Origin of the sequence: Microbacterium sp. GbtcB4 (genome assembly GCF_019091465.1) — a bacterium.
GTDB classification, from domain to species: domain Bacteria; phylum Actinomycetota; class Actinomycetes; order Actinomycetales; family Microbacteriaceae; genus Microbacterium; species Microbacterium paraoxydans.
In genome coordinates this window covers 157,413-176,347 of sequence record NZ_JAGXJJ010000001.1, presented here as the reverse complement: position 1 = coordinate 176,347, position 18,935 = coordinate 157,413, and the positions used below count along the sequence as shown (strand labels likewise).

Below are 18,935 nucleotides of genomic sequence, written 5' to 3'. Positions count from 1 at the left end.
CCGTCCGATGTCGAGGGGCCACCTCAGAGCGGAGTGTAGGGATACACGGAACCGCGAGGAGACATCATGTTCGAGCACCCCTACCTCACCCAGCAGGTCACTGCTTTCGAGCAGGAGCAGATCGAGCGCGCGGTCGCGCGGCGCCGGATGCTCATCGAGCATGCGGACCAGATCGTCCCGCGCCCCGCAGGCTCGCTGCGCCGCCTGCTGCGCCGCCTCGGACGCGGCAGCGGAGCCGCGGCGAACCGGGCGCCGCGCGCGGGAGCGTGCGACCCGGCCGTCGCCCGATGACCGACGTCGGCGTGCTGTCCTTCCCGCTCGGCCATCCGGATGTCCGGGGGGAGTGGCACGATGGGTCTATGGCCCCAGCCCCCGCCGCCGCCATGGTCGGGCGTGACGCCGAGCTCGCCCAATTGCGCCGCCTGTTCGACGGCGTGCGCGAGGGCGTTCCCGCCGCGCTGCTCGTCGAGGGCGAGGCGGGGATCGGCAAGTCACGGCTGGTCCGGGAGTTCGGCGCCGACGTCGCGAACGCCGCCGACGTGCACGTGGGATGGTGCCTCGACCTCGGCTCCTCCCGCGCCCCATTCGGACCGCTCGCCGGCATCCTTCGTTCGATCGTTGAGCGGCTGGGTGAAGAGCGGGCACGAGAGGCGGTCGGCGTGGGCGTCGAGGCGCTCGGCATGCTGCTGCCGGAACTCGTCGACACCCCTGCCGCCCGCGACCGCACGAGCCCCGAGCGCCTGCGCGACGCGATCGCCTCGCTCATCGAAGCGGCCACGGAACTGGCGCCGCAGGTCATCCTCGTCGAAGACCTGCACTGGGCCGACGAGTCGACCCTCGCGATCCTCTCCTTCCTGCTCCGCACGCTCGACCGCGGACGGCTCCTCCTGCTCATCACGTGCCGCACCGACGACGTGCGTCGGGGAGACGCGGTGAGCCGGTTCATCGGCGAGGCCTCGCGAGCCCGGCTGCTCGAACGGATGACCGTGCCGCGCCTCGACGACCATGCGGTCGGCGAGCTCGTCGAGCAGATCACAGGACGCGCGCCCAGCGTGACGGCGCTGGAGCGGCTGCAGGTGCGTGCCGAGGGCGTGCCCTTCTTCGTGGAGGAGATCGCCGGATGCGCCAAAGGTCCGCTGCCGGAGAGTCTGCGCGACCTCCTGCTCGCCCGCTTCGACCGTCTCGGCGACGACGCGCGCCGCGTGGTGCAGGTCCTGTCCGGCGCCGAGCGGCCGATCGCGGACCCGCTCCTCCAGCGCCTCGCCGAGCTTCCGGAGGCGCGGCTCGAGGAGGCGGTCCGTGAAGCGGTGCGCAGCAGCATCATCGTCGTCGATGAGGACGACTACCGATTCCGTCACGCCCTCCTGCGCGAGGCGGTGCACGATGACCTGCTGCCCGGCGAGAGGGCACGCCTGCACCGGTCCTATGCCGAGGCGCTGGAGCAGGGAGAGGCTGACGACCCGGCGGCGCTGGCCTACCACTGGCAGCTCGCACAGGACGACCGTCGCGCCATCGCCGCCGCCGCGGAGGCCATGCGGCAGGCCAAGGCCCAGTACGCCTTCGCCAGTGCGGCGCGGTTCGGGGAGCTCGTCCTCGAGCTCTGGCCGCTCGTGCCGGACGCGGAGGAGGCCACCGGATTCGCGAGGCTCGCGCTCCTCCACGTGCTCGGGTCGGTCCTCCGTAACGCCGGTGACGGCGAGCGGGCGCTGGCGGTCGCCAATGTCGCCCTGAGCGAGGTCGACCCGGCGACGGTCGACCCGCGGCTGCACGCGCGCCTGCTCCGCAACAAGGCGCTGTATCTCGTGAACCTCGGGCGGCTGGGGGCGATCCCGCTGCTGCAGGAGGCTCTCGAACTGGCCGAGCGGGTCGACGACGACGTGTTCCGTGCGGAGCTGCTCAATCAGCTCGCGAGTCGGCGAATGATCGCGGGCGACCGCGAGGACGCGATCCGGCTCGCCGACGAGGCCGAACGTCGGGCGAAGGGCGCCGCGACCACCGATCAGCTCTCGATCGCCGCGAATGTCCGCGGCGCGTCGCTGGCCCACCTCGGCCGGATTGCGGAGGGCGTGCGCGAGTACGAACGGGCGCGTGAGCTGGCCGCCGGATCGACCGCCGAGATGCGGTACCGCGTCAACTACTCCGATCTGCTGACGCTGCTCGGTCGCTATCGGGAGGCGGTCGCCGTTGCGGAGGAGGGCCTGCGCCGGGCCCGCGAGTTGCGCGTCGAGCGGACGTCGGGCTCGATCATGGCGCAGAACATGATCGTGTCCTTGCTCGAACTCGGGGAGATCGGCACGGTCGAGGACATGTTGGCCCGAGACTTCCTGCAGGGCACGCTGCGAGTCTTCCGGATGTACGTCAGCATGACCAGGGTGCGCGTGCTCGCGTGGCGGGGCCGGGCGACGGAGGCCGCGGAGACCCTGCAGGAGTGGCTGCCGGCGTTCGAGGAGACGGGGGTCTCGGAGCGGCAGATCTGGTACGACCGGATCACGATGACGGTCGCGGTGGCGGAGAGCCGTGGCGACCTCCGCGAGGCGCTGGACGCGGTGCGGGAGATGCTGACGGACAAGGGTCCGGTGCTGCTGCACGAGCGCCGACTGCTCCTCGAGGCCGGCGCCCTCGTGTCGGAGCTGCGGGCGAGCGGTGGGGACGACGAGGCGGCGGTCGCGGCGATCAAGGCGGCGTGGGCGGCACAGCCGCAGGAACTGCAGGGCGACGCGTGGTCGACGGTGCTCGGCGCACTCCTCGACCCCTCGGCCGCTGCTGTCGACGAGGCTTTGCTCCGCGCGGACGGCGATGACGTGCCGGTGACGTTCCGGGTGGTGCTGCGCCTCGAACGGGCCCGGCTGCACGTGGCGGCGGGTGAGCGCGCGGAGGCGGCGGCCGTGCTCGCCGCGGCGACGGCGATCGCGGAGGATCTCGGTCACGTCCCGCTGCGGAAGGCTCTGGCGCGGTTCGGCGAGGCGGCAGGGCTGCGTCCGACCGGGCCCCGCGAGGCCACCGACACGGAGCAGCTGACGGCCAGAGAACGGCAGGTGCTCGCCCTCATCGCGGAGGGCCTGAGCAACCGCCAGATCGGGGAGCGCCTGTTCATCAGCGTGAAGACCGTCAGCGTCCACGTCTCGGCGGTGCTGCGGAAGCTCGGCGTGAGCACGCGCACCGAAGCGGCGCTCGCCCATCGCACGGCCGAAGAAGGGGAGACCCGTCAGTCCGCCGTGGTAGCGTGACCGAGCATGCATGTCGGATCATCGGCATGATGCAGGCCGCGTGAGCGGCCGGTCAACAGAAAGTAGAAAACACATGGCCACTGGCACTGTGAAATGGTTCAACGCAGAGAAGGGCTTCGGCTTCATCGCTCCCGATGACGGCACCGAAGACCTCTTCGCCCACTACTCGGCTATCGCCGGCTCCGGTTTCAAGGAGCTCCGCGAGAACCAGAAGGTCGAATTCGACGCTGAGCGTGGCCCCAAGGGCATGCAGGCGGCGAACATCCGCGCTCTCTGAGCGTGCGCTGACTTCCTGAAGCCGGCCGGATCCGTACGGGTCCGGCCGGCTTTTCGCTGCCCCGGCACTTTCGAATCGCCCACTTTGCGGCATCCGGGCGCCGGATGGGACAAGGTGAGCGATTCGAAACGGGAGTGAGGGCGCCCTAACCTCCGTGTTAGATTAGGCGAGGCTTACCAAAGGCCGGACGCTCTCGCGTCGACACCCCACCTCCCATCCCGAAGGGAACGCCTGTGCGCACCTCTCGACTCCTCGCCCTCGGCGCGGCCGCCGCGCTCGCCGTGACGCTCTCCGCCTGCTCGTCCTCCGCGCCGGAGTCGACCGCGACCACCGGCGGCAACCCGGCCTCCGACGACGCGTTCCCCGTCACCATCGAGCACGTCTACGGCGAGACGACCATCGACGAGAAGCCCGAGCGCGTGGCGACGATCGCGTGGGCGAACCACGAGGTGCCGCTGGCCCTCGGCATCGTCCCGGTCGGCATGAGCAAGGCCACCTGGGGCGACGACGACGACAACGGCATCCTCCCCTGGGTCGAGGAGAAGCTCGATGAGCTCGGCGGCGAGACCCCGGTGCTCTTCGACGAGACCGACGGCATCGACTACGAGGCCGTGGCCGACACCGCTCCCGACGTGATCCTCGCCGCCTACTCCGGGCTCACGCAGGAGGAGTACGACACGCTCTCCAAGATCGCCCCGGTCGTCGCCTACCCCGATGTCGCGTGGGGCACGTCCGTCGACGACATGGTCGAGATGAACGCCAAGGCCCTGGGGCTCGAGGCCGAGGGCGAGGACCTGATCGAGGACCTGCACGCCGACGCGGACGCCGCCCTCGCGGCCAACAGCGCGCTGGAGGGCAAGAAGGTGCTCTTCGCCTACTTCGACCCGAGCGACCTGAGCCAGATCGGCTACTACACCGCGGCCGACACGCGCCCCGGCTACCTGCACGACCTCGGCCTGCCGCTCCCCGCCATCGTGGAGGAGAACGAGGACAGCGACCAGTTCTACCTGCAGGTGAGCGCCGAGGAGGCGCAGAAGTTCGACGACGTGGACGTGCTGGTGACCTACGGCGACGACTCCACCCTGGCCACGCTGCAGGCCGACCCGCTGCTGTCGAAGATCCCCGCCATCGCGGACGGCCGCGTCGCGATCCTCCCTGACGCCACGCCCATCGCCGCCTCGGCGAACCCGTCGGCGCTGTCGATCCCGTGGGGTCTCGAGGACTACCTGGCCATCCTCGCCGCGCCGCTCGCGAAGTAAGCTCCGCGTCCGCCCCCCAGCGGAGAGTCGTCGTGATCTCAGCACCCGTCCTCGCGTCGGACGCCGCCACCCTGCGGCGTCCGACGGTGGTGCGCACCCTCTGGCTGCTCGCCGGGGTCGGAGTGATCCTCGTGCTCGTCGTGCTCTCGGTGTCGTTCGGGGTGCGCGCGGTCACGCTCGACGACATCCTCGCGGCGCTGTCCGGCCAGACCGACACGATCGCGCAGGCCGCGGTCGTCAAGCGCATCCCCCGCACCGTGCTCGCGCTCCTCGTGGGGGCGGCCCTCGCGCTCGCCGGGGCGACCATGCAGGCCGTCACCCGCAACCCCGTCGCCGACCCCGGCATCCTGGGGGTCTCGAGCGGGGCCTCCTTCGCGGTCGTCCTCGGGATCGCGTTCTTCGGGCTGAGCAACCCCTACGGGCAGATGGCCTTCGCGATCGTCGGCGCCGCGGCCGCCGCCGTCTTCGTGTACACCGTCGGCTCCCTCGGTCGCGGCGGAGCCACCCCGCTCAAGCTGGCCCTCGCGGGAGCGGCGACCTCCGCCGCGTTCGCCTCGCTCATCAGCGCGGTCATGCTGCCGCGGGTCGACCTGCTGCAGACGTTCCAGTCGTGGCAGATCGGCGGCGTCGGCGGGGCGGAGTGGCCGCGGATCGCGATCACCGCGCCCGTCCTCGCGGTCGGCGCCCTCATCTGCTTCCTGTGCGCGCGAGGGATGAACTCCCTCGCCCTCGGCGACGACATGGCCAAGGGCCTCGGCGAGCACGTGCTGCGCACCCGGATGCTGTCGGCCCTCGGTGCGGTCATCCTCGCCGGCGCGGCCACGGCGATCGCGGGACCGATCGGGTTCGTCGGGCTCATCGTCCCGCACATGTGCCGGATGCTCGTGGGGACCGACCACCGGTGGCTGCTGCCCTTCTCGGCCCTCGCCGGCGCGGCGCTGCTCACCGCGAGCGACATCGTCGGCCGCGTGATCTCGCCGTCGTCCGAGGAGATCCAGGTCGGCATCATCACCGCGATCATCGGGGCGCCGTTCTTCATCTGGATCGTCCGCCGACAGAAGGTGCGGGAGCTGTGAGCACGACCGAGCACACCCTCGTCCGCGGCGACGAGACCGCCGCCGCCCGCACCGCGCGCATCATCGCCGGCCGCCGGGCACGTCACCGCCGTCATGCCGCGGTGACCGTCGCGCTCGGAGTCGTCGTGATCGTGCTGTTCGTCGTGGCACTCATGGTCGGCAACACGTTCTACCCGCTCGACGAGGTCATCCGCGTGATCCTCGGCGAGACGGTGCCCGGTGCGTCGTTCACCGTCGGCGATCTGCGCCTGCCGCGCGCCGTCCTCGCGATCCTCACGGGCCTCGCGTTCGGCATGGCGGGCGTCACCTTCCAGACCATGCTGCGCAACCCGCTCGCCTCGCCGGACATCATCGGCATCTCGAACGGGGCCGGCGCCGCCGCGGTGTTCGGCATCGTCGTGCTCTCGCTCAACGGCCCTGCCGTCTCGCTCCTCGCTCTCGTCGGCGCGCTCGTGACGGCGCTGGCGATCTACCTCCTCGCCATCAAGGGCGGCTTCGCGGGCACCCGCCTCATCCTCATCGGGATCGGCGTCGCGGCCATGCTGCAGAGCGTCATCTCCTACCTGCTGTCCCGGGCCGCGAACTGGGACATCCAGACGGCGATGCAGTGGCTCACCGGCAGCCTCAACAACGCGTCGTGGGAGCGGGTGCTGCCGATGGCGATCGCCGCCGCGATCCTCGTGCCGCTGCTGCTCTCGCAGGGGCGGGCGCTGGGCACGCTCCAGCTCGGCGACGACTCCGCCGCGGGGCTCGGCGTGCGGGTCACCGCCACGCGCCTCGTCTTCATCCTCGGCGCCGTGGCCCTCCTGGCCTTCGCGACCGCCGCCACCGGGCCGATCGCGTTCGTCGCGTTCATGGCCGGACCCATCGCCGCGCGGCTCACCGGTCCCGGCGCCACGCTGCTGCTGCCCAGCGGTCTCGTCGGCGCGGTGCTCGTGCTCGGCGGCGACCTCATCGCCCAGTTCGCGCTCGGCGCGCGCTACCCGGTCGGCGTCGTCACCGGCGTCGTCGGCGCGCCCTACCTGATCTATCTGCTCATCCGCACCAACCGCACCGGAGGCTCGCTGTGACCGCCGCCCACCGCCTGTCCGCCGAGGGGGTCACCCTCTCCTACGGCGACCGCACCGTGGTCGAGGGTCTCGACCTGCAGATCGCGCCGGGGAAGATCACCACGATCGTCGGCGCCAACGGCTGCGGCAAGTCGACGCTGCTGCGCGCCCTCGCCCGTCTGCTGTCCCCGGGGGACGGGGAGGTCGTGCTCGACGGGAAGTCGATCCATGCCCGGCCCACGAAGGAGGTCGCGCGCATCCTCGGCCTCCTGCCGCAGTCGCCCGTGGCCCCCGAGGGCATCGCCGTCGCGGACCTCGTCGGTCGCGGGCGTCATCCCCATCAGCGGGCGCTGTCGCGGTGGAGCGCGCACGACTACGAGGTCGTCGCCGACGCCCTGGACGCGACCGGCATCAGCGACCTCGCCGACCGCAGCGTGGACGAGCTCTCCGGCGGCCAGCGGCAGCGCGTCTGGATCGCGATGGCCCTCGCGCAGGAGACCGACATCCTGCTGCTGGACGAGCCGACGACGTTCCTCGACGTCGCCCACCAGGTCGAGGTGCTCGACCTCCTCACCGACCTCAGCGTCGCGCGCGGCACCACGATCGTCATGGTGCTGCACGACCTCAACCTCGCGGCGCGCTACGCCGACGAGCTGGTCGCCATGAAGGACGGCCGCGTGCACGCGATCGGCGCCCCCCAGGACGTCGTCACCGCCGAGCTCGTGCAGGAGGTCTTCGGCCTCCCCAACCAGATCACCATCGACCCGGTCTCCGGCAAGCCGATGGTCACCCCCATCGGAAGGCATCATGTCCGCTGAATCCACCACGACCGAGCGCCCGACCTACATCCTCACCCGCGCCGAGGTGCGCGCCGTCGCCCGCGTCTCCCCGTCGTTCGTGCGGGTGACGCTCGGCGGCGAGGAGCTCAGCGAGCTGGGGACGCCGGGGGAGGTGTACGACAGCCGGGTGAAGCTCGTCTTCCCACCCGCGTCCGGCGTGCTCGCGGAGATCGACCGGTCGACGCACGACTGGTGGGGTTCGTACCTGGCCGTCCCGGAGGAGGAGCGCGGCTCGATGCGCACCTACTCCGTCCGGGACCTGCGGGTCGACGGCGACGGCCAGACCGAGGTCGACATCGACTTCGTGCTGCACCTGGAGCCCGGGCTCACCGGTCCGGCCTCTCGGTGGGCGAGCACGGCCGCGGTGGGTCAGGAGCTGTGGCTGGTCGGCCCGCGTCGGGGGGTCGTCGCACACGGCGGCGCGGAGTACGCCCCGGGGGCGGCGACCTCGGTGGTCCTGGTCGGGGATGAGACCGCGGCCCCCGCCATCGCCCGCATCCTGGAGGACGCCCCGCGCGACCTCCGCGGCACGGCGTTCATCGAGGTGCCGTCGCCCGCGGACGTGCTCGCGATCGACGTGCCGGCCGGGGTGGACGTGCACTGGCTGCCGCGCGACGCTGGAGAACCGCACGGGCTCCGCCTCATCCCCGCGGTGCTCGAGCACCTGGGCGACGACGACGCCGGGGACGAGATCCGCGTCACCGACATCGAGGGGGAGGACCTCCTCTGGGAGACCCCCGAGTACTCGAGCCTGGGGGAGGAGATCGCGCCCGACGCCGCCGCCGGCCGCTACTTCTGGATCGCGGGGGAGAGCGGTGTCGTGACGACGCTGCGTCGGCACCTCGTGAAGGACCTCGGGATCGACCGCGCGCAGGTCGCGTTCATGGGCTACTGGCGCCGCGGCGTCGCGATGCGGGGCTGAGATGACCGAGGCCATCGATCACCGCAGCCTGGCGGGGGAATCCCTCGTCCTCGGCTACGGCCGCACGCGGGTCGTGCACGACGTCTCCCTGCGCCTCGCGCCGGGACGAGTGACCGCGCTCATCGGACCGAACGGCAGCGGCAAGTCGACCGTCCTCCGCGCTCTCGCACGGCTGCACCGCATCGAGGCCGGAACCGTGCGCGTGGGCGGTGCGGAGCCGCGTGACGCCGCCGCCCTCTCCGCCAAGGAGTTTGCGAAGACCGTCGCGATGCTGTCGCAGTCCCGGCCGCACCCCTCCGGGATCGAGGTCTCCGACGTCGTCGCCTACGGCCGGCACCCGCACCGCGGACGGTTCTCCGGCGTGAGCGACGCCGACCGCGCCGCCGTGGCGCGCGCCCTCTCCCTCACCGGCCTGTCCGCGATGGCCGCCCGTCCGGTCGACCAGCTCTCCGGCGGCGAGCTGCAGCGCGTCTGGCTGGCGACCGCGCTCGCCCAGGACACCGGGGTGCTGCTGCTCGACGAGCCGACCAACCACCTCGACCTGCGCTACCAGGTGGAGACCCTCGACCTGGTGCGGGAGCTCGCCGACGACCACGGCACCGCGCTCGGCGTCGTGCTGCACGACCTCGACCACGCCGCCTCGGTCGCCGACGACGTCGTGCTGATGCACCGAGGGCGGGTGCACGCGGCGGGGGCTCCCGCCCAGGTCCTCACCGGCGAGAACCTGTCGCACGTGTACGGCCTGCGCATCGACACCGCCCTCGACGAGGAGACCGGCCTGGTGCGGGTTCGTCCGCGCGGTCGCCACCACGGTCGCCTCCGCGCCCCCTCCGCCCCCTGATCCCGACCCCCTGAAGGAATTACCGATGAAGAAGACCCCCCTCGCCGTGCTCGCCCTCGGCGGCGCCCTCACCCTCGCGCTCGCCGGCTGCGGCACCACGCAGACGCCGTCCGCCGAGGGGTCCGACGCCCCGACCTCGACGAGCGCGGGCTGCACGGACGACACCACGAGCACCTCGACCGGGGCGGTCTCCGTCACCGACGACCTCGGCCGCACGGTCGAGCTCGACAAGCCGGCCGAGCGCATCGCGGTGCTCGAGTGGCAGCAGGTCGAGGACGCCCTGTCGCTGTGCGTGACGCCGGTCGCGGTGGCCGACGCCGAGGGCTACAGCACCTGGGTCACCGCCGAGGAGCTGCCGGAGGGCGTCGTGGACGTGGGCACCCGCCAGGAGCCGAATCTGGAGACGCTGTTCGGCACCGATCTCGACCTCGTGATCGTCGAGGTGAGGGCCGCGGACGACCCCATCGTCGCGCAGCTCGAGGCCTACGACGTGCCCGTGCTCGCGACGATCGGCGCCGATGCGAAGGACCCGATCGCCAAGATGCTGAACACCTTCGACCTCATCGCCCAGGTCACCGGCCGCGAGGAGCGGGCCGACGTCGTCACCGAGGAGTTCCAGGAGCACCTCGACACCGCGAAGGCCGAGCTCGCCGACCGCGACCTCGCCACGACCGACTTCGTGTTCTTCGACGGCTGGGTCGACGGCGGCAACGTGGCGCTGCGTCCGTTCGGCCAGGGCTCGCTCGTCGGCGAGGTGGGCGAGGAGCTCGGGCTGACGAACGCCTGGACCGGCGAGGTCGACCCCGTGTACGGCCTCGGTCAGACGGATGTCGAGGGCATGACGACGGTCGGCGATGCGAACCTGTTCTACACCGGCACCGCGGACCCGGACTCGGAGAGCTTCGTCGACGCCCTCGCCGACAACCCCGCCTGGACCTCGCTCCCCGCGGTGGCGGAGGACCGCCTGACCGCGTTCCCGGCCGGTATCTGGACCTTCGGCGGCCCGCGCTCGACCGCGCAGATCATCGACGGCTACCTCGAGGTGCTCTCGAAGTGACCGAGACCCTCCGCCTCGACGACACGACGACGACCGCGGAGCCCGACGCCCCGTCCGCCGTCTCCGTGGGGGCGGAGGGTCGCACGCCCGGGGTGTGGACGGGCGTCGGCGTGCTCGTCGCTCTCGCCGTCGTGCTGGTCGCGGTCGCCTGCTGGCACCTCACCCAGGGCACGAGCGGCGCGGTGTTCGCCGACACCGACGTCCTCTGGGGGTCGCGGGTGCCGCGGCTCGCCGCCGGCGTCGCGGTGGGCATCGCCCTCGGGGTCGCCGGCATGCTGCTGCAGTCCCTCGCCCGCAACGCCCTCGCGTCGCCGGACACGCTCGGCGTGACAGCCGGGGCCTACCTCGCCGTCACGGCGCTCGCCGCGTTCGGGATCGCCGTGCCGGTGTGGGCCTCCGGGGCGGTGGCGTTCGCGGGCGGCATCGTCGCCGCGGGCATCGTGCTCGGGCTGGCCGGAGGGGCGGGGTCGTCCACGACGCGCCTCATCCTCGCCGGCACCGCGCTCGCGCTCGCCTTCCAGGCCGCGACCTCGACGCTGCTCATCCTGTTCGACGAGGAGACCAAGGGACTGCTCGCCTGGGGAAGCGGGAGCCTGTCGCAGCTCGGACTCACCGCGTTCCTCCAGGCGGCACCGGTCGTCGTGGTCGTCACGGTGCTCGCGCTCCTGCTCGCACGGCGCCTCGACATCCTGTCGCTGGGGGACGACACCGCCTCGTCGCTCGGCGTGCCGATCCGGTCGACGAGGACCATCGGGATCCTCCTCGCGGTCACTCTCACGGCGGTCGCGGTGACCCTCGCGGGGCCGATGGGCTTCGTCGGGCTGTGTGCGCCGGTGCTCGCGCGGCTGCTGACGCGGGTGGTGCCGAGCCTGAACCGCCATGTGCTGCTGATCCCCGCGGCGGGGCTCCTCGGCGCCCTCGTCGTCATCCTGTCCGACGCCCTCCTGCGCGCGGTGATCGGCGCGGAGGCCGCGATCCTCATCCCGACCGGCGTCGCGACGACGCTGCTCGGTGCGATCGTGCTCGTGCTCATGGCCCGACGCCTCCGCGACCCCGGGCCCACGCGCGAGCCTCCGCGGGTGCGCTTCGGCGTCCGCAGCCGCCTGCGCTTCCGGATCACCCTCGCCCTCGTCGCCCTCGGCGTGGTCGGGGTGCTGCTGCTCGGACTGCTCGCCGGGCACACGTGGCTGCTCACCGGCGACATCGCGCTGTGGCTGCAGGGCCAGGCTCCCGCGCCCATCGCCTTCGCCCTCGACGAGCGGGCGCCGCGGATCGTGGCCGCCGTGGTCGCCGGCGCCGCGCTCGCGCTCTCCGGCGTCGTGATCCAGGGGGTGAGCCGCAACCCGCTCGCCGACCCGGGCATCCTCGGCGTCACCGGCGGCGGCGGGCTCGGTGCGGTGCTGGTGATCACGAGCATCACGTCGTCGACGGGCGGGATGATCGTCGGGGCCGTCGCGGGCTCGCTGCTCGCCTTCGCCCTCGTCTACCTGCTGTCGTGGCGGGGCGGCCTGAACGCGGACCGTTTCCTGCTGATCGGCATCGGGGTGTCGTACTTCACGGTCTCGCTCACGACCTTCCTCCTGCTGCGGTCGAACCCGTGGGACACCCCGAAGATCTACACCTGGCTCTCCGGGACGACCTACGGACGGGTGTGGGAGCAGGTCATCCCGCTGGCGATCGTCCTCGTGATCGCGGTGCCGTTCGTGGTGATGAGTCGCCGGGAGCTCGACGTGCTGTCGCTCGACGAGGACACGCCGCGACTGGTCGGCATCCGGCTGGAGCCCGTCCGATTGACGCTGCTGCTGGTGGCGGCTGTCCTCGCGGCGCTGAGCGTGACGGCGATCGGGGTCATCGGCTTCGTGGGGCTCGTGGCGCCGCACGCCGCGCGGGCGCTGGTGGGCGCACGGCACTCGCGGGTGATCCCGACGGCGGTGCTCCTCGGCGGGCTGCTCGTCGGCATCGCGGACACGATCGGCCGGACGGTGATCGCCCCCGCGCAGCTTCCGGCGGGTCTCGTGGTCGCGCTGATCGGCGCCCCGTACTTCGTCTGGCTGCTCTGGCGCTCCCGCTGACCCGCTTCGAATCGCCCGAATGGCCCCATCTCCGGAGGAAATGGGGCCATTCAGGCGATTCGAACGGGGTTACCGGGCCAGGAACTGCGTCAGCGCGGCGTTGACCTCGTCGGCGTGGGTCCAGAGGAGGCCGTGCGGGGCGCCCTCGACCTCGACGTACTCGGCCTCGGGGACGGCCTGGCGGAAGCGGCGGGCGGTCGCGTCGATCGGCAGGATGTTGTCCTTCGTGCCGTGCAGGATCAGGGTGGGCTTGCCGGCGGCGGCCACGGCCTTCACGTCGTCGCGGAAGTCCTCGATCCAGGTCGGGACCACGGCGTACGCGGCGACCGGGGCGCTGGTGACGGAGAGGTTCCAGTTCGCGTCGACGACCTGCTGGCTGATGCGCGTGCCGAGGTTCTCGTCGAGGTTGTAGAAGTCCGTGTAGAACTGGGTGAACCAGGCGTAGCGGTCGCCCTTGGCGGCGGCCTCGATCCCGTCGAAGACCTCCTGCGGCACGCCTTCGGGGTTGTCGTCGCGCTGCACGAGGAAGGGCTCGAGCGACGCGAGGAAGGCGAGCTTCGCGACGCGCTCGTGGCCGTAGCGGCCGACGTAGCGGGCGAGCTCCCCGGTGCCCATGGAGAACCCGACGAGCACGACGTCGCGGAGGTCGAGGGTCTCGAGCACCGTGTTCAGGTCGGCGGCGAAGGTGTCGTAGTCGTAGCCGGAGCCGACCTTGGAGGACTGCCCGAAGCCGCGGCGGTCGTAGGTGATGACGCGGTACCCCTGGGCGAGGAGCTCGCGGGTCTGGCGCTCCCAGCTGTGGCCGTTGAGCGGATAGCCGTGGATCAGGACGACGGGCTGGCCGCTGCCCTGGTCTTCGTAGTAGAGCTCGATCGGAGTGGTGTTCTCGGTGCCGACGGTGATGTAACCCATGATGTGTTCCTTTCGGTGCCGGTGAGAACGATCGTTCTCGCCTGATGTGATCAATCTAGAGAACGTTCGTTCTCGTGTCAAGTAGACTTCTGGACATGACCGAAGACGAGGCCCGCGAACGCATCCTCTCCGCCGCGGAGGAGCTGTACTACCGCAAGGGCTACGCGGCGGTCGGCATGGACGAGCTGCGGGCTGCCGCCGGGGTGTCGCTGCGGCGCGTGTACTCGCTGTTCCCGGCGAAGACCGACATCGTCGCGGCGGTGCTCACCCGGAAGCACGCCGAGTGGGAGCAGGGGCTCACGGCGGCCGTGGCGCAGAGCGGCGACGACCCGCGCGCCCGCCTCCTCGCGGTCTACGGCTACCTGGAGGACTGGTTCTGCAGCGACGGGTTCCGGGGCTGCGCCTTCATCAACGCGTTCGGCGAGCTCGGGGGGACGAGTCCCGAGGTCGCCGCGATCGTCCGCGCGCACAAGGCCTCGTTCCAGCAGTACATGGCGGAGCTCGTCGCGGCCACCGGTGCCCCGGCGGGTCTGGCCGCCCAGCTCTCTCTCCTCGCGGAGGGCGCGCAGAGCACCGCGGCCATCGGCGCCGACCCGGAGGCCGCCGTGCACGCACGCCGCGCCGCCGAGGTCCTGATCGACGCCGCCCTCGCTCCGGCCTGATGCCCATTCGCTAACTTGGTTAGCGAAACCGCGAGGCCCTGTCAAGGCCACTGCCTTCCGCTCCCGCCCCGCGTAGGGTGCCGGCATGGAGACTTCGACGAAGGGCATCGCCCGCCAGAGCCTCGTGATCGCCGCCGCCGTGTTCATGCTGATCGCCGCGGCCGTCGGCGCCGGAGCATTCGGCGGTGACTCCGTCGACGAGCTGCAGAACGGCGCGCTCTCGGCCCAGGGGTCGTACCTCGCCCCCGCGGGACCGGCGTTCTCGATCTGGTCGCTCATCTACCTCGGACTCCTCGCCTACACCGTGTGGCAGGCCCTCCCCGCGCAGCGCCAGGACGAGCGTCAGCAGGCGGTCGGCGGCTGGATCGCCCTCTCCCTGGTCCTCAACGGCCTCTGGCTGGTGACCGCGCGGTACCTGACGCTGTGGCTCACCGTGCTCGTGATCGCGCTGCTGCTCGCGACGCTCGCGCGCATCATCGTGCTCCTCGGCCGGAACCCCGCCCGCTCCCTCGCCGACCGCCTCCTCACCGACGGCGCGAACGGCCTGCACTTCGGCTGGGTCACGATCGCGACGGTCGCCAACACCGCCGCCTGGCTCACGCAGACCGTCCGGGAGATCGGGGCGGATGCCCCCGACGCCTGGGCCGTCGCCGTGCTCGTCGTCGTGCTGGTGATCGGCGCCGCATCGGCCTGGTTCACCGGCCGCCTCGCCCCGGCGCTGGCGACGGCCTGGGGGCTGAGCTGGCTCGCGATCGGGCGTCTCACGGGCGAGCCGGAGAGCACGCCGACCGCCGTCACCGCGATCATCGTCGCCGTCCTGCTCGTCGTCGTCGGCGTCGTGGCCGTCCTCCGCCGGCGGCGCCGCGCCGGCACGCACGACCGCGCGCCGCTCGGTCGTTAGAGCACCAGTCGGTAGCCCATCCCCGACTCGGTGAGGAGGTGGACGGGCGCCGAGGGTTCCCGCTCCAGCTTCTTGCGGAGCTGCGACATGTACAGCCGGAGATAGCCGGAGTCGGACACCTGCGCGCTGCCCCAGATCTCCTTGAGGAGATCCTGCCGGGTCACCAGCGCGCCCGGGTGCCGCGCGAGGTGCTCCAGCATCCCCCACTCGGTCGGCGTGAGGTGCACGCGGGTGCCGGCACGGGTCACGGTCTTCGTCGCGAGGTCGACGACGACGTCCCCGAACGCGACCACGGACTCCCCGTTCGCGGCGACCGCGCGGCGGGAGAGCGCCCGGAGCCGGGCCAGCAGTTCATCCACCTGGAAGGGCTTCGTGACGAAGTCGTCCGCCCCCGCATCCAGCGCCTCGACCTTGTCGGCCGAGCCCGTCCGCCCCGACACGACGATGATGGGCACGCTCGTCCAGCCGCGGAGGGCCTGGATCACCTCGATGCCGTCGAGCCGGGGCATGCCGAGGTCGAGCATGATGAGGTCGGGGTGGGTCTGCGCCGCGGCGGCGATCGCGGCGGCGCCGTCGGCGGCCACGACGACCTCGTAGCCGTGGGCCGCGAGGGTGATCCGCAGCGCCCGCACCATCTGGGGGTCGTCGTCGGCGATGAGGAGCTTCACTCCGTGCCCTCCGTGTCGGCGGTCCCTGCGGCGAGCGGCAGGGAGATGACCATGGTGAGTCCGCCCCCGGGGGTGTCCTCCGGTGTCAGGCTACCGCCCATGCCCTCGGTGAATCCGCGGGAGAGGGCGAGCCCGAGCCCCAGCCCGGTCGTGTTGTCGGTGTCGCCGAAGCGCTGGAACGGCTGGAAGATCGCATCGCGCCGCTCGGGGGCGATCCCCTCGCCGCGGTCGACGATCCGGATCTCCGCCCGATCGCCCAGCCGGCTGCTCGACACGAGCACACGGCTGCCCGCCGGCGCGTGCCGGTGGGCGTTGGCGAGCACGTTCACGAGCACCCGCTGGAGCAGCACCGGGTCGGCGTGCAGCGGCGGGAGGTCGGGATCGAGCGTGAGCTCGACGTCGGCGGGGCCGAGGCCGAGCTCGTCCACGGCGGCGAGCACCGGGCCGGCCGCGTCGATCCGCTGAGCCGAGACCGCGAGCACCCCCGCCTCCACGCGGCTCACGTCGAGGAGGTCAGTGACGAGGGTGGAGAGGGTCGCGAGACTCTCGTCCGCGGTCTCCAGCAGCTCCGCACGGTCCTCGGCGGACAGGCCGTGCGCGCCCCGGAGCCCGCCGATCGCCGCGACGGCCGAGGCGAGCGGCCGCCGGAGATCGTGACTGACGGCGGAGAGCAGGGCGCTGCGCACCTGATCGGTCTCGGCGAGGGCCTCCGCCTCCCGCGCCGTGGCTCGCAGGTCGGTGTGCTCGATGGCGGCGGCGAGCTGGGCGACGATCGCGTCGAGCAGGCGGCGCTCCGGACCGGCGATCGGCTCGCCGTTGAGCTCCAGTACGGCCCGCGGGCCCCCACCGGACGCGACCCCGACCGGGATGGTCGTGGCGCGGCCGTCCGGCACGGGCTCGCCGTCGCTCGCCAGCACGTCCCCGGACGGGGTGAGCAGCCGCACGCCGCTCAGCCCGAACGCCTCCCGGGTGCGGCTGACGAGGGCGAGCACGGCGTTGTCGCCGCGGAGCACGTTCCCGGCGACGGCCGCGAGGAGCTCCGCCTCGGCGGTCGCCCGCTGCGCAGTCCGTGCCCGGCGGGCGGCCTGGTCGACGATGAGGCTCACGAGGATCGCGATGATGACGTAGAGGGTGAGGGCGAGCACGTGCAGCGGGTGCGCGATCGTGATCGTGAACAGCGGGGCGACGAAGAGGAAGTCGAGGGTGATGCCGGAGAGCACGGCGGCGAATACCGCGGGGCGGATGCCGCCGATGAGGGCGACCACCACGACGAGGAGCTGGTAGGCGAGCACCTCGGCCGTGATCGACTCCGGGCTGCGGACCGTGAACATCAGCCAGGAGAGCAGCGGACCGAACACCAGGGCCACGCCGAACCCCAGCGCCTGACGCCGCCAGCCGAGCGCGCCGCCGGTGATGCGGGGGAGTGCGAGACGGCCGCCCGCCGCGGCGTGGGTCACGATGTGCACGTCGATGTCGCCCGAGCGGCGGATGACCTCGGCGCCGATCCCCGGTCCGGTGAGCGCGGCGGCGAGGCGGCCGCGGCGGCTCACGCCGATCACGAGCTGCGTCGCGTCGGCGCCCTGGGCGAACTCGACGAGCGTCGCGGGGATGTCGTCGCCGACCACCTGGTGGTAGGTCCCGCCGAGCGACTCGACGAGGGAGCGCTGCGCGGCGAGGGCACCGGGGGTCTCGTCGCGCAGTCCGTCCTGGGCGGTCACGTGCACGGCGAGCAGCTCCCCGCCGGCGGACCGGGCGGCGATGCGGGCCCCGCGGCGCAGCAGCGTCTCGCCCTCCGGGCCGCCGGTGAGGGCGACGACCACGCGTTCGCGCGCCTGCCACGCTCCGGCGATGCCCTGTTCGGCGCGGTAGCTGCGGAGCGCGCTGTCGACCTCGTCGGCGAGCCACAGCAGGGCGAGCTCCCGCAGGGCGGTGAGGTTGCCGAGGCGGAAGTAGTGCGAGAGCGCGGCGTCGATGCGCTCCGCGGGGTAGACGAGACCCGCGGCGAGGCGGTCGCGGAGTGTCTGCGGCGCCAGGTCGACGACCTCGATCTCGTCGGCGGCGCGGACCACCGCGTCCGGGATGGTCTCGCGCTGGGCGATGCCGGTGATCTTCTCCACGACCGCGTTCAGCGACTCGATGTGCTGCACGTTCACGGTGGTGACGACGTCGATCCCCGCGTCCAGCAGCTCCTCGACATCCTGCCACCGCTTGGGGTTCCGCGAGCCGGGGGCGTTCGTGTGCGCGAACTCGTCCACGAGCGCGATCTCCGGGCCGAGGGCGAGCACCGCGTCGAGGTCGAGCTCGGAGAGGACGACCCCGCGGTGGGCGTCCTCCCGGCGCGGCACCTCGGGCAGCCCGGACGTGAGGGCGGCCGTGGCCGCACGGCCATGGGTCTCGACGATCGCGATGACGACGTCGCGACCCTCGTCACGGAGCCTCCGGCCCTCGACGAGCATCTCGAAGGTCTTCCCGACGCCCGGCGCGGCGCCGAGGAGGACGCGCAGTCGCCCGCGGCGGTTCCGGTCCGTCGCGGGGCGCAGCGGCCGCTCTGCGCTCATGCACCCTCCCGGTCGTCGAGTGCGAGATTCAGCTCCGCGACGTTGATGCGCTCCTCGCCGAGGAACCCCAGGTCCCGCCCTTGAATCCTAGACTCCACCAGCGCCCGGACGTCGTCCTCCGGCAGGTCGCGGGCGGCGGCCACCCGCGGCACCTGGAGCATTGCGTACGCGACGCTGATGTGCGGATCGAGACCGGAGCCGGACGCGGTCACGGCATCCGCGGGCACCGCGGACGGATCGACCCCCTCCCTCGCGGCGATCTCGGCCTTCCGCGCGGCGATCTCGGCGACGAGGTCGGGATTCTCCGGCCCGAGGTTGCTGCCGCCCGACGAGGCCCCGTCGTACCCGTCGCCGGCCGCCGAGGGGCGGGACTGGAAGTACTCCGGCAGGGCCTCGCCCTCGGCATCCGTGAAGGACTGGCCGATGAGCGCGCTGCCCCGGTCGCCGGGGAGCATCGAGCCGTTCGCCTGTGCGGGGAGGAGGAGCTGGCCGATGCCGGTGACGAGCAGCGTGTACCCGACGCCGAGGACGAGGGTGAGGACGAGCATCGCGCGGACGGCGACACCGGCGGTGCGCATCGTGGTGCGGGTGGTGGACGACATGGCGTTCCTTTCG

The 18,935-nt window shown here is 72.4% G+C and carries 17 protein-coding genes; 13 read left to right on the top strand and 4 right to left on the bottom strand.

From position 1 onward, the window contains the following. Positions 1-66 precede the first annotated feature (66 nt). From KVS71_RS00735 to KVS71_RS00685, 11 genes are all read left to right on the top strand, one after another. Complete coding sequence (locus KVS71_RS00735) at positions 67-291, top strand: hypothetical protein (protein ID WP_217582871.1); 225 nt, start codon at positions 67-69, stop codon at positions 289-291. A gap of 68 nt (positions 292-359) precedes the next feature. Continuing rightward, a complete protein-coding gene (locus KVS71_RS00730; RefSeq protein WP_217582870.1) occupies positions 360-3,227 on the top strand; it encodes a helix-turn-helix transcriptional regulator in 2,868 nt (955 codons plus the stop codon). Positions 3,228-3,300: 73 nt separating this feature from the next. Then, positions 3,301-3,504, top strand: coding sequence for a cold-shock protein (locus KVS71_RS00725; RefSeq protein ID WP_025104028.1), 204 nt, complete (start codon positions 3,301-3,303; stop codon positions 3,502-3,504). A 233-nt stretch (positions 3,505-3,737) separates the two neighbouring features. After that, on the top strand, positions 3,738-4,763 hold the full coding sequence (locus KVS71_RS00720; protein ID WP_217582869.1) for an iron-siderophore ABC transporter substrate-binding protein: 1,026 nt from the start codon (positions 3,738-3,740) through the stop codon (positions 4,761-4,763). Between the two features lie 32 nt (positions 4,764-4,795). Then, a complete protein-coding gene (locus KVS71_RS00715) occupies positions 4,796-5,839 on the top strand; it encodes an iron ABC transporter permease (RefSeq protein WP_217582868.1) in 1,044 nt (347 codons plus the stop codon). Next, positions 5,836-6,909 carry an iron chelate uptake ABC transporter family permease subunit gene (locus KVS71_RS00710; RefSeq protein WP_217582867.1) on the top strand — a complete coding sequence of 358 codons (1,074 nt, stop codon included), beginning with the start codon at positions 5,836-5,838 and terminating at the stop codon, positions 6,907-6,909. Before KVS71_RS00715 ends, KVS71_RS00710 begins: the two co-directional genes overlap by 4 nt. After that, the gene (locus tag KVS71_RS00705; RefSeq protein WP_025104024.1) at positions 6,906-7,706 is read left to right on the top strand and encodes an ABC transporter ATP-binding protein; all 801 of its coding nucleotides are present in this window, start codon (positions 6,906-6,908) and stop codon (positions 7,704-7,706) included. The genes KVS71_RS00710 and KVS71_RS00705 overlap by 4 nt, the downstream gene beginning before the upstream one ends. Then, positions 7,696-8,649, top strand: a complete 954-nt coding sequence (locus KVS71_RS00700) for a siderophore-interacting protein (protein ID WP_060922835.1) — start codon at positions 7,696-7,698, stop codon at positions 8,647-8,649. The genes KVS71_RS00705 and KVS71_RS00700 overlap by 11 nt, the downstream gene beginning before the upstream one ends. A 1-nt stretch (position 8,650) precedes the next feature. After that, complete coding sequence (locus KVS71_RS00695) at positions 8,651-9,490, top strand: ABC transporter ATP-binding protein (RefSeq protein WP_217582864.1); 840 nt, start codon at positions 8,651-8,653, stop codon at positions 9,488-9,490. A 25-nt stretch (positions 9,491-9,515) separates the two neighbouring features. Next, positions 9,516-10,547 carry an iron-siderophore ABC transporter substrate-binding protein gene (locus KVS71_RS00690; protein WP_217582863.1) on the top strand — a complete coding sequence of 344 codons (1,032 nt, stop codon included), beginning with the start codon at positions 9,516-9,518 and terminating at the stop codon, positions 10,545-10,547. Continuing rightward, positions 10,544-12,619 (top strand): iron ABC transporter permease, encoded by a 2,076-nt coding sequence (locus tag KVS71_RS00685; protein WP_217582862.1) that lies wholly within the window; start codon positions 10,544-10,546, stop codon positions 12,617-12,619. Before KVS71_RS00690 ends, KVS71_RS00685 begins: the two co-directional genes overlap by 4 nt. A gap of 69 nt (positions 12,620-12,688) precedes the next feature. On the opposite strand, the gene KVS71_RS00680 is transcribed toward KVS71_RS00685, so the two are convergent. Continuing rightward, positions 12,689-13,531, bottom strand: a complete 843-nt coding sequence (locus KVS71_RS00680; RefSeq protein ID WP_025104019.1) for an alpha/beta fold hydrolase — start codon at positions 13,529-13,531, stop codon at positions 12,689-12,691. A gap of 95 nt (positions 13,532-13,626) precedes the next feature. Here KVS71_RS00680 and KVS71_RS00675 point away from each other — a divergent pair, with 95 nt between their 5' ends. Beyond that, entirely contained in the window at positions 13,627-14,193 is a 567-nt protein-coding gene (locus KVS71_RS00675; RefSeq protein ID WP_102208639.1) for a TetR/AcrR family transcriptional regulator, read from the top strand. An 85-nt stretch (positions 14,194-14,278) separates the two neighbouring features. Then, the gene (locus KVS71_RS00670; protein WP_217582861.1) at positions 14,279-15,094 is read left to right on the top strand and encodes a TspO/MBR family protein; all 816 of its coding nucleotides are present in this window, start codon (positions 14,279-14,281) and stop codon (positions 15,092-15,094) included. Here the strand turns inward: KVS71_RS00670 and KVS71_RS00665 are convergent. From KVS71_RS00665 to kdpC, 3 genes are read right to left on the bottom strand one after another with little or no spacing between them, the layout of a single operon-like run. Then, a complete protein-coding gene (locus KVS71_RS00665) occupies positions 15,091-15,762 on the bottom strand; it encodes a response regulator (RefSeq protein ID WP_217582860.1) in 672 nt (223 codons plus the stop codon). The two genes, KVS71_RS00670 and KVS71_RS00665, sit on opposite strands and share 4 nt — an antisense overlap. Next, positions 15,759-18,320, bottom strand: coding sequence for an ATP-binding protein (locus tag KVS71_RS00660; RefSeq protein ID WP_217582859.1), 2,562 nt, complete (start codon positions 18,318-18,320; stop codon positions 15,759-15,761). Before KVS71_RS00660 ends, KVS71_RS00665 begins: the two co-directional genes overlap by 4 nt. Beyond that, a complete protein-coding gene (kdpC, locus tag KVS71_RS00655) occupies positions 18,317-18,922 on the bottom strand; it encodes a potassium-transporting ATPase subunit KdpC (RefSeq protein WP_105949121.1) in 606 nt (201 codons plus the stop codon). Before kdpC ends, KVS71_RS00660 begins: the two co-directional genes overlap by 4 nt. Between the last annotated feature and the right edge of the window lie 13 nt (positions 18,923-18,935).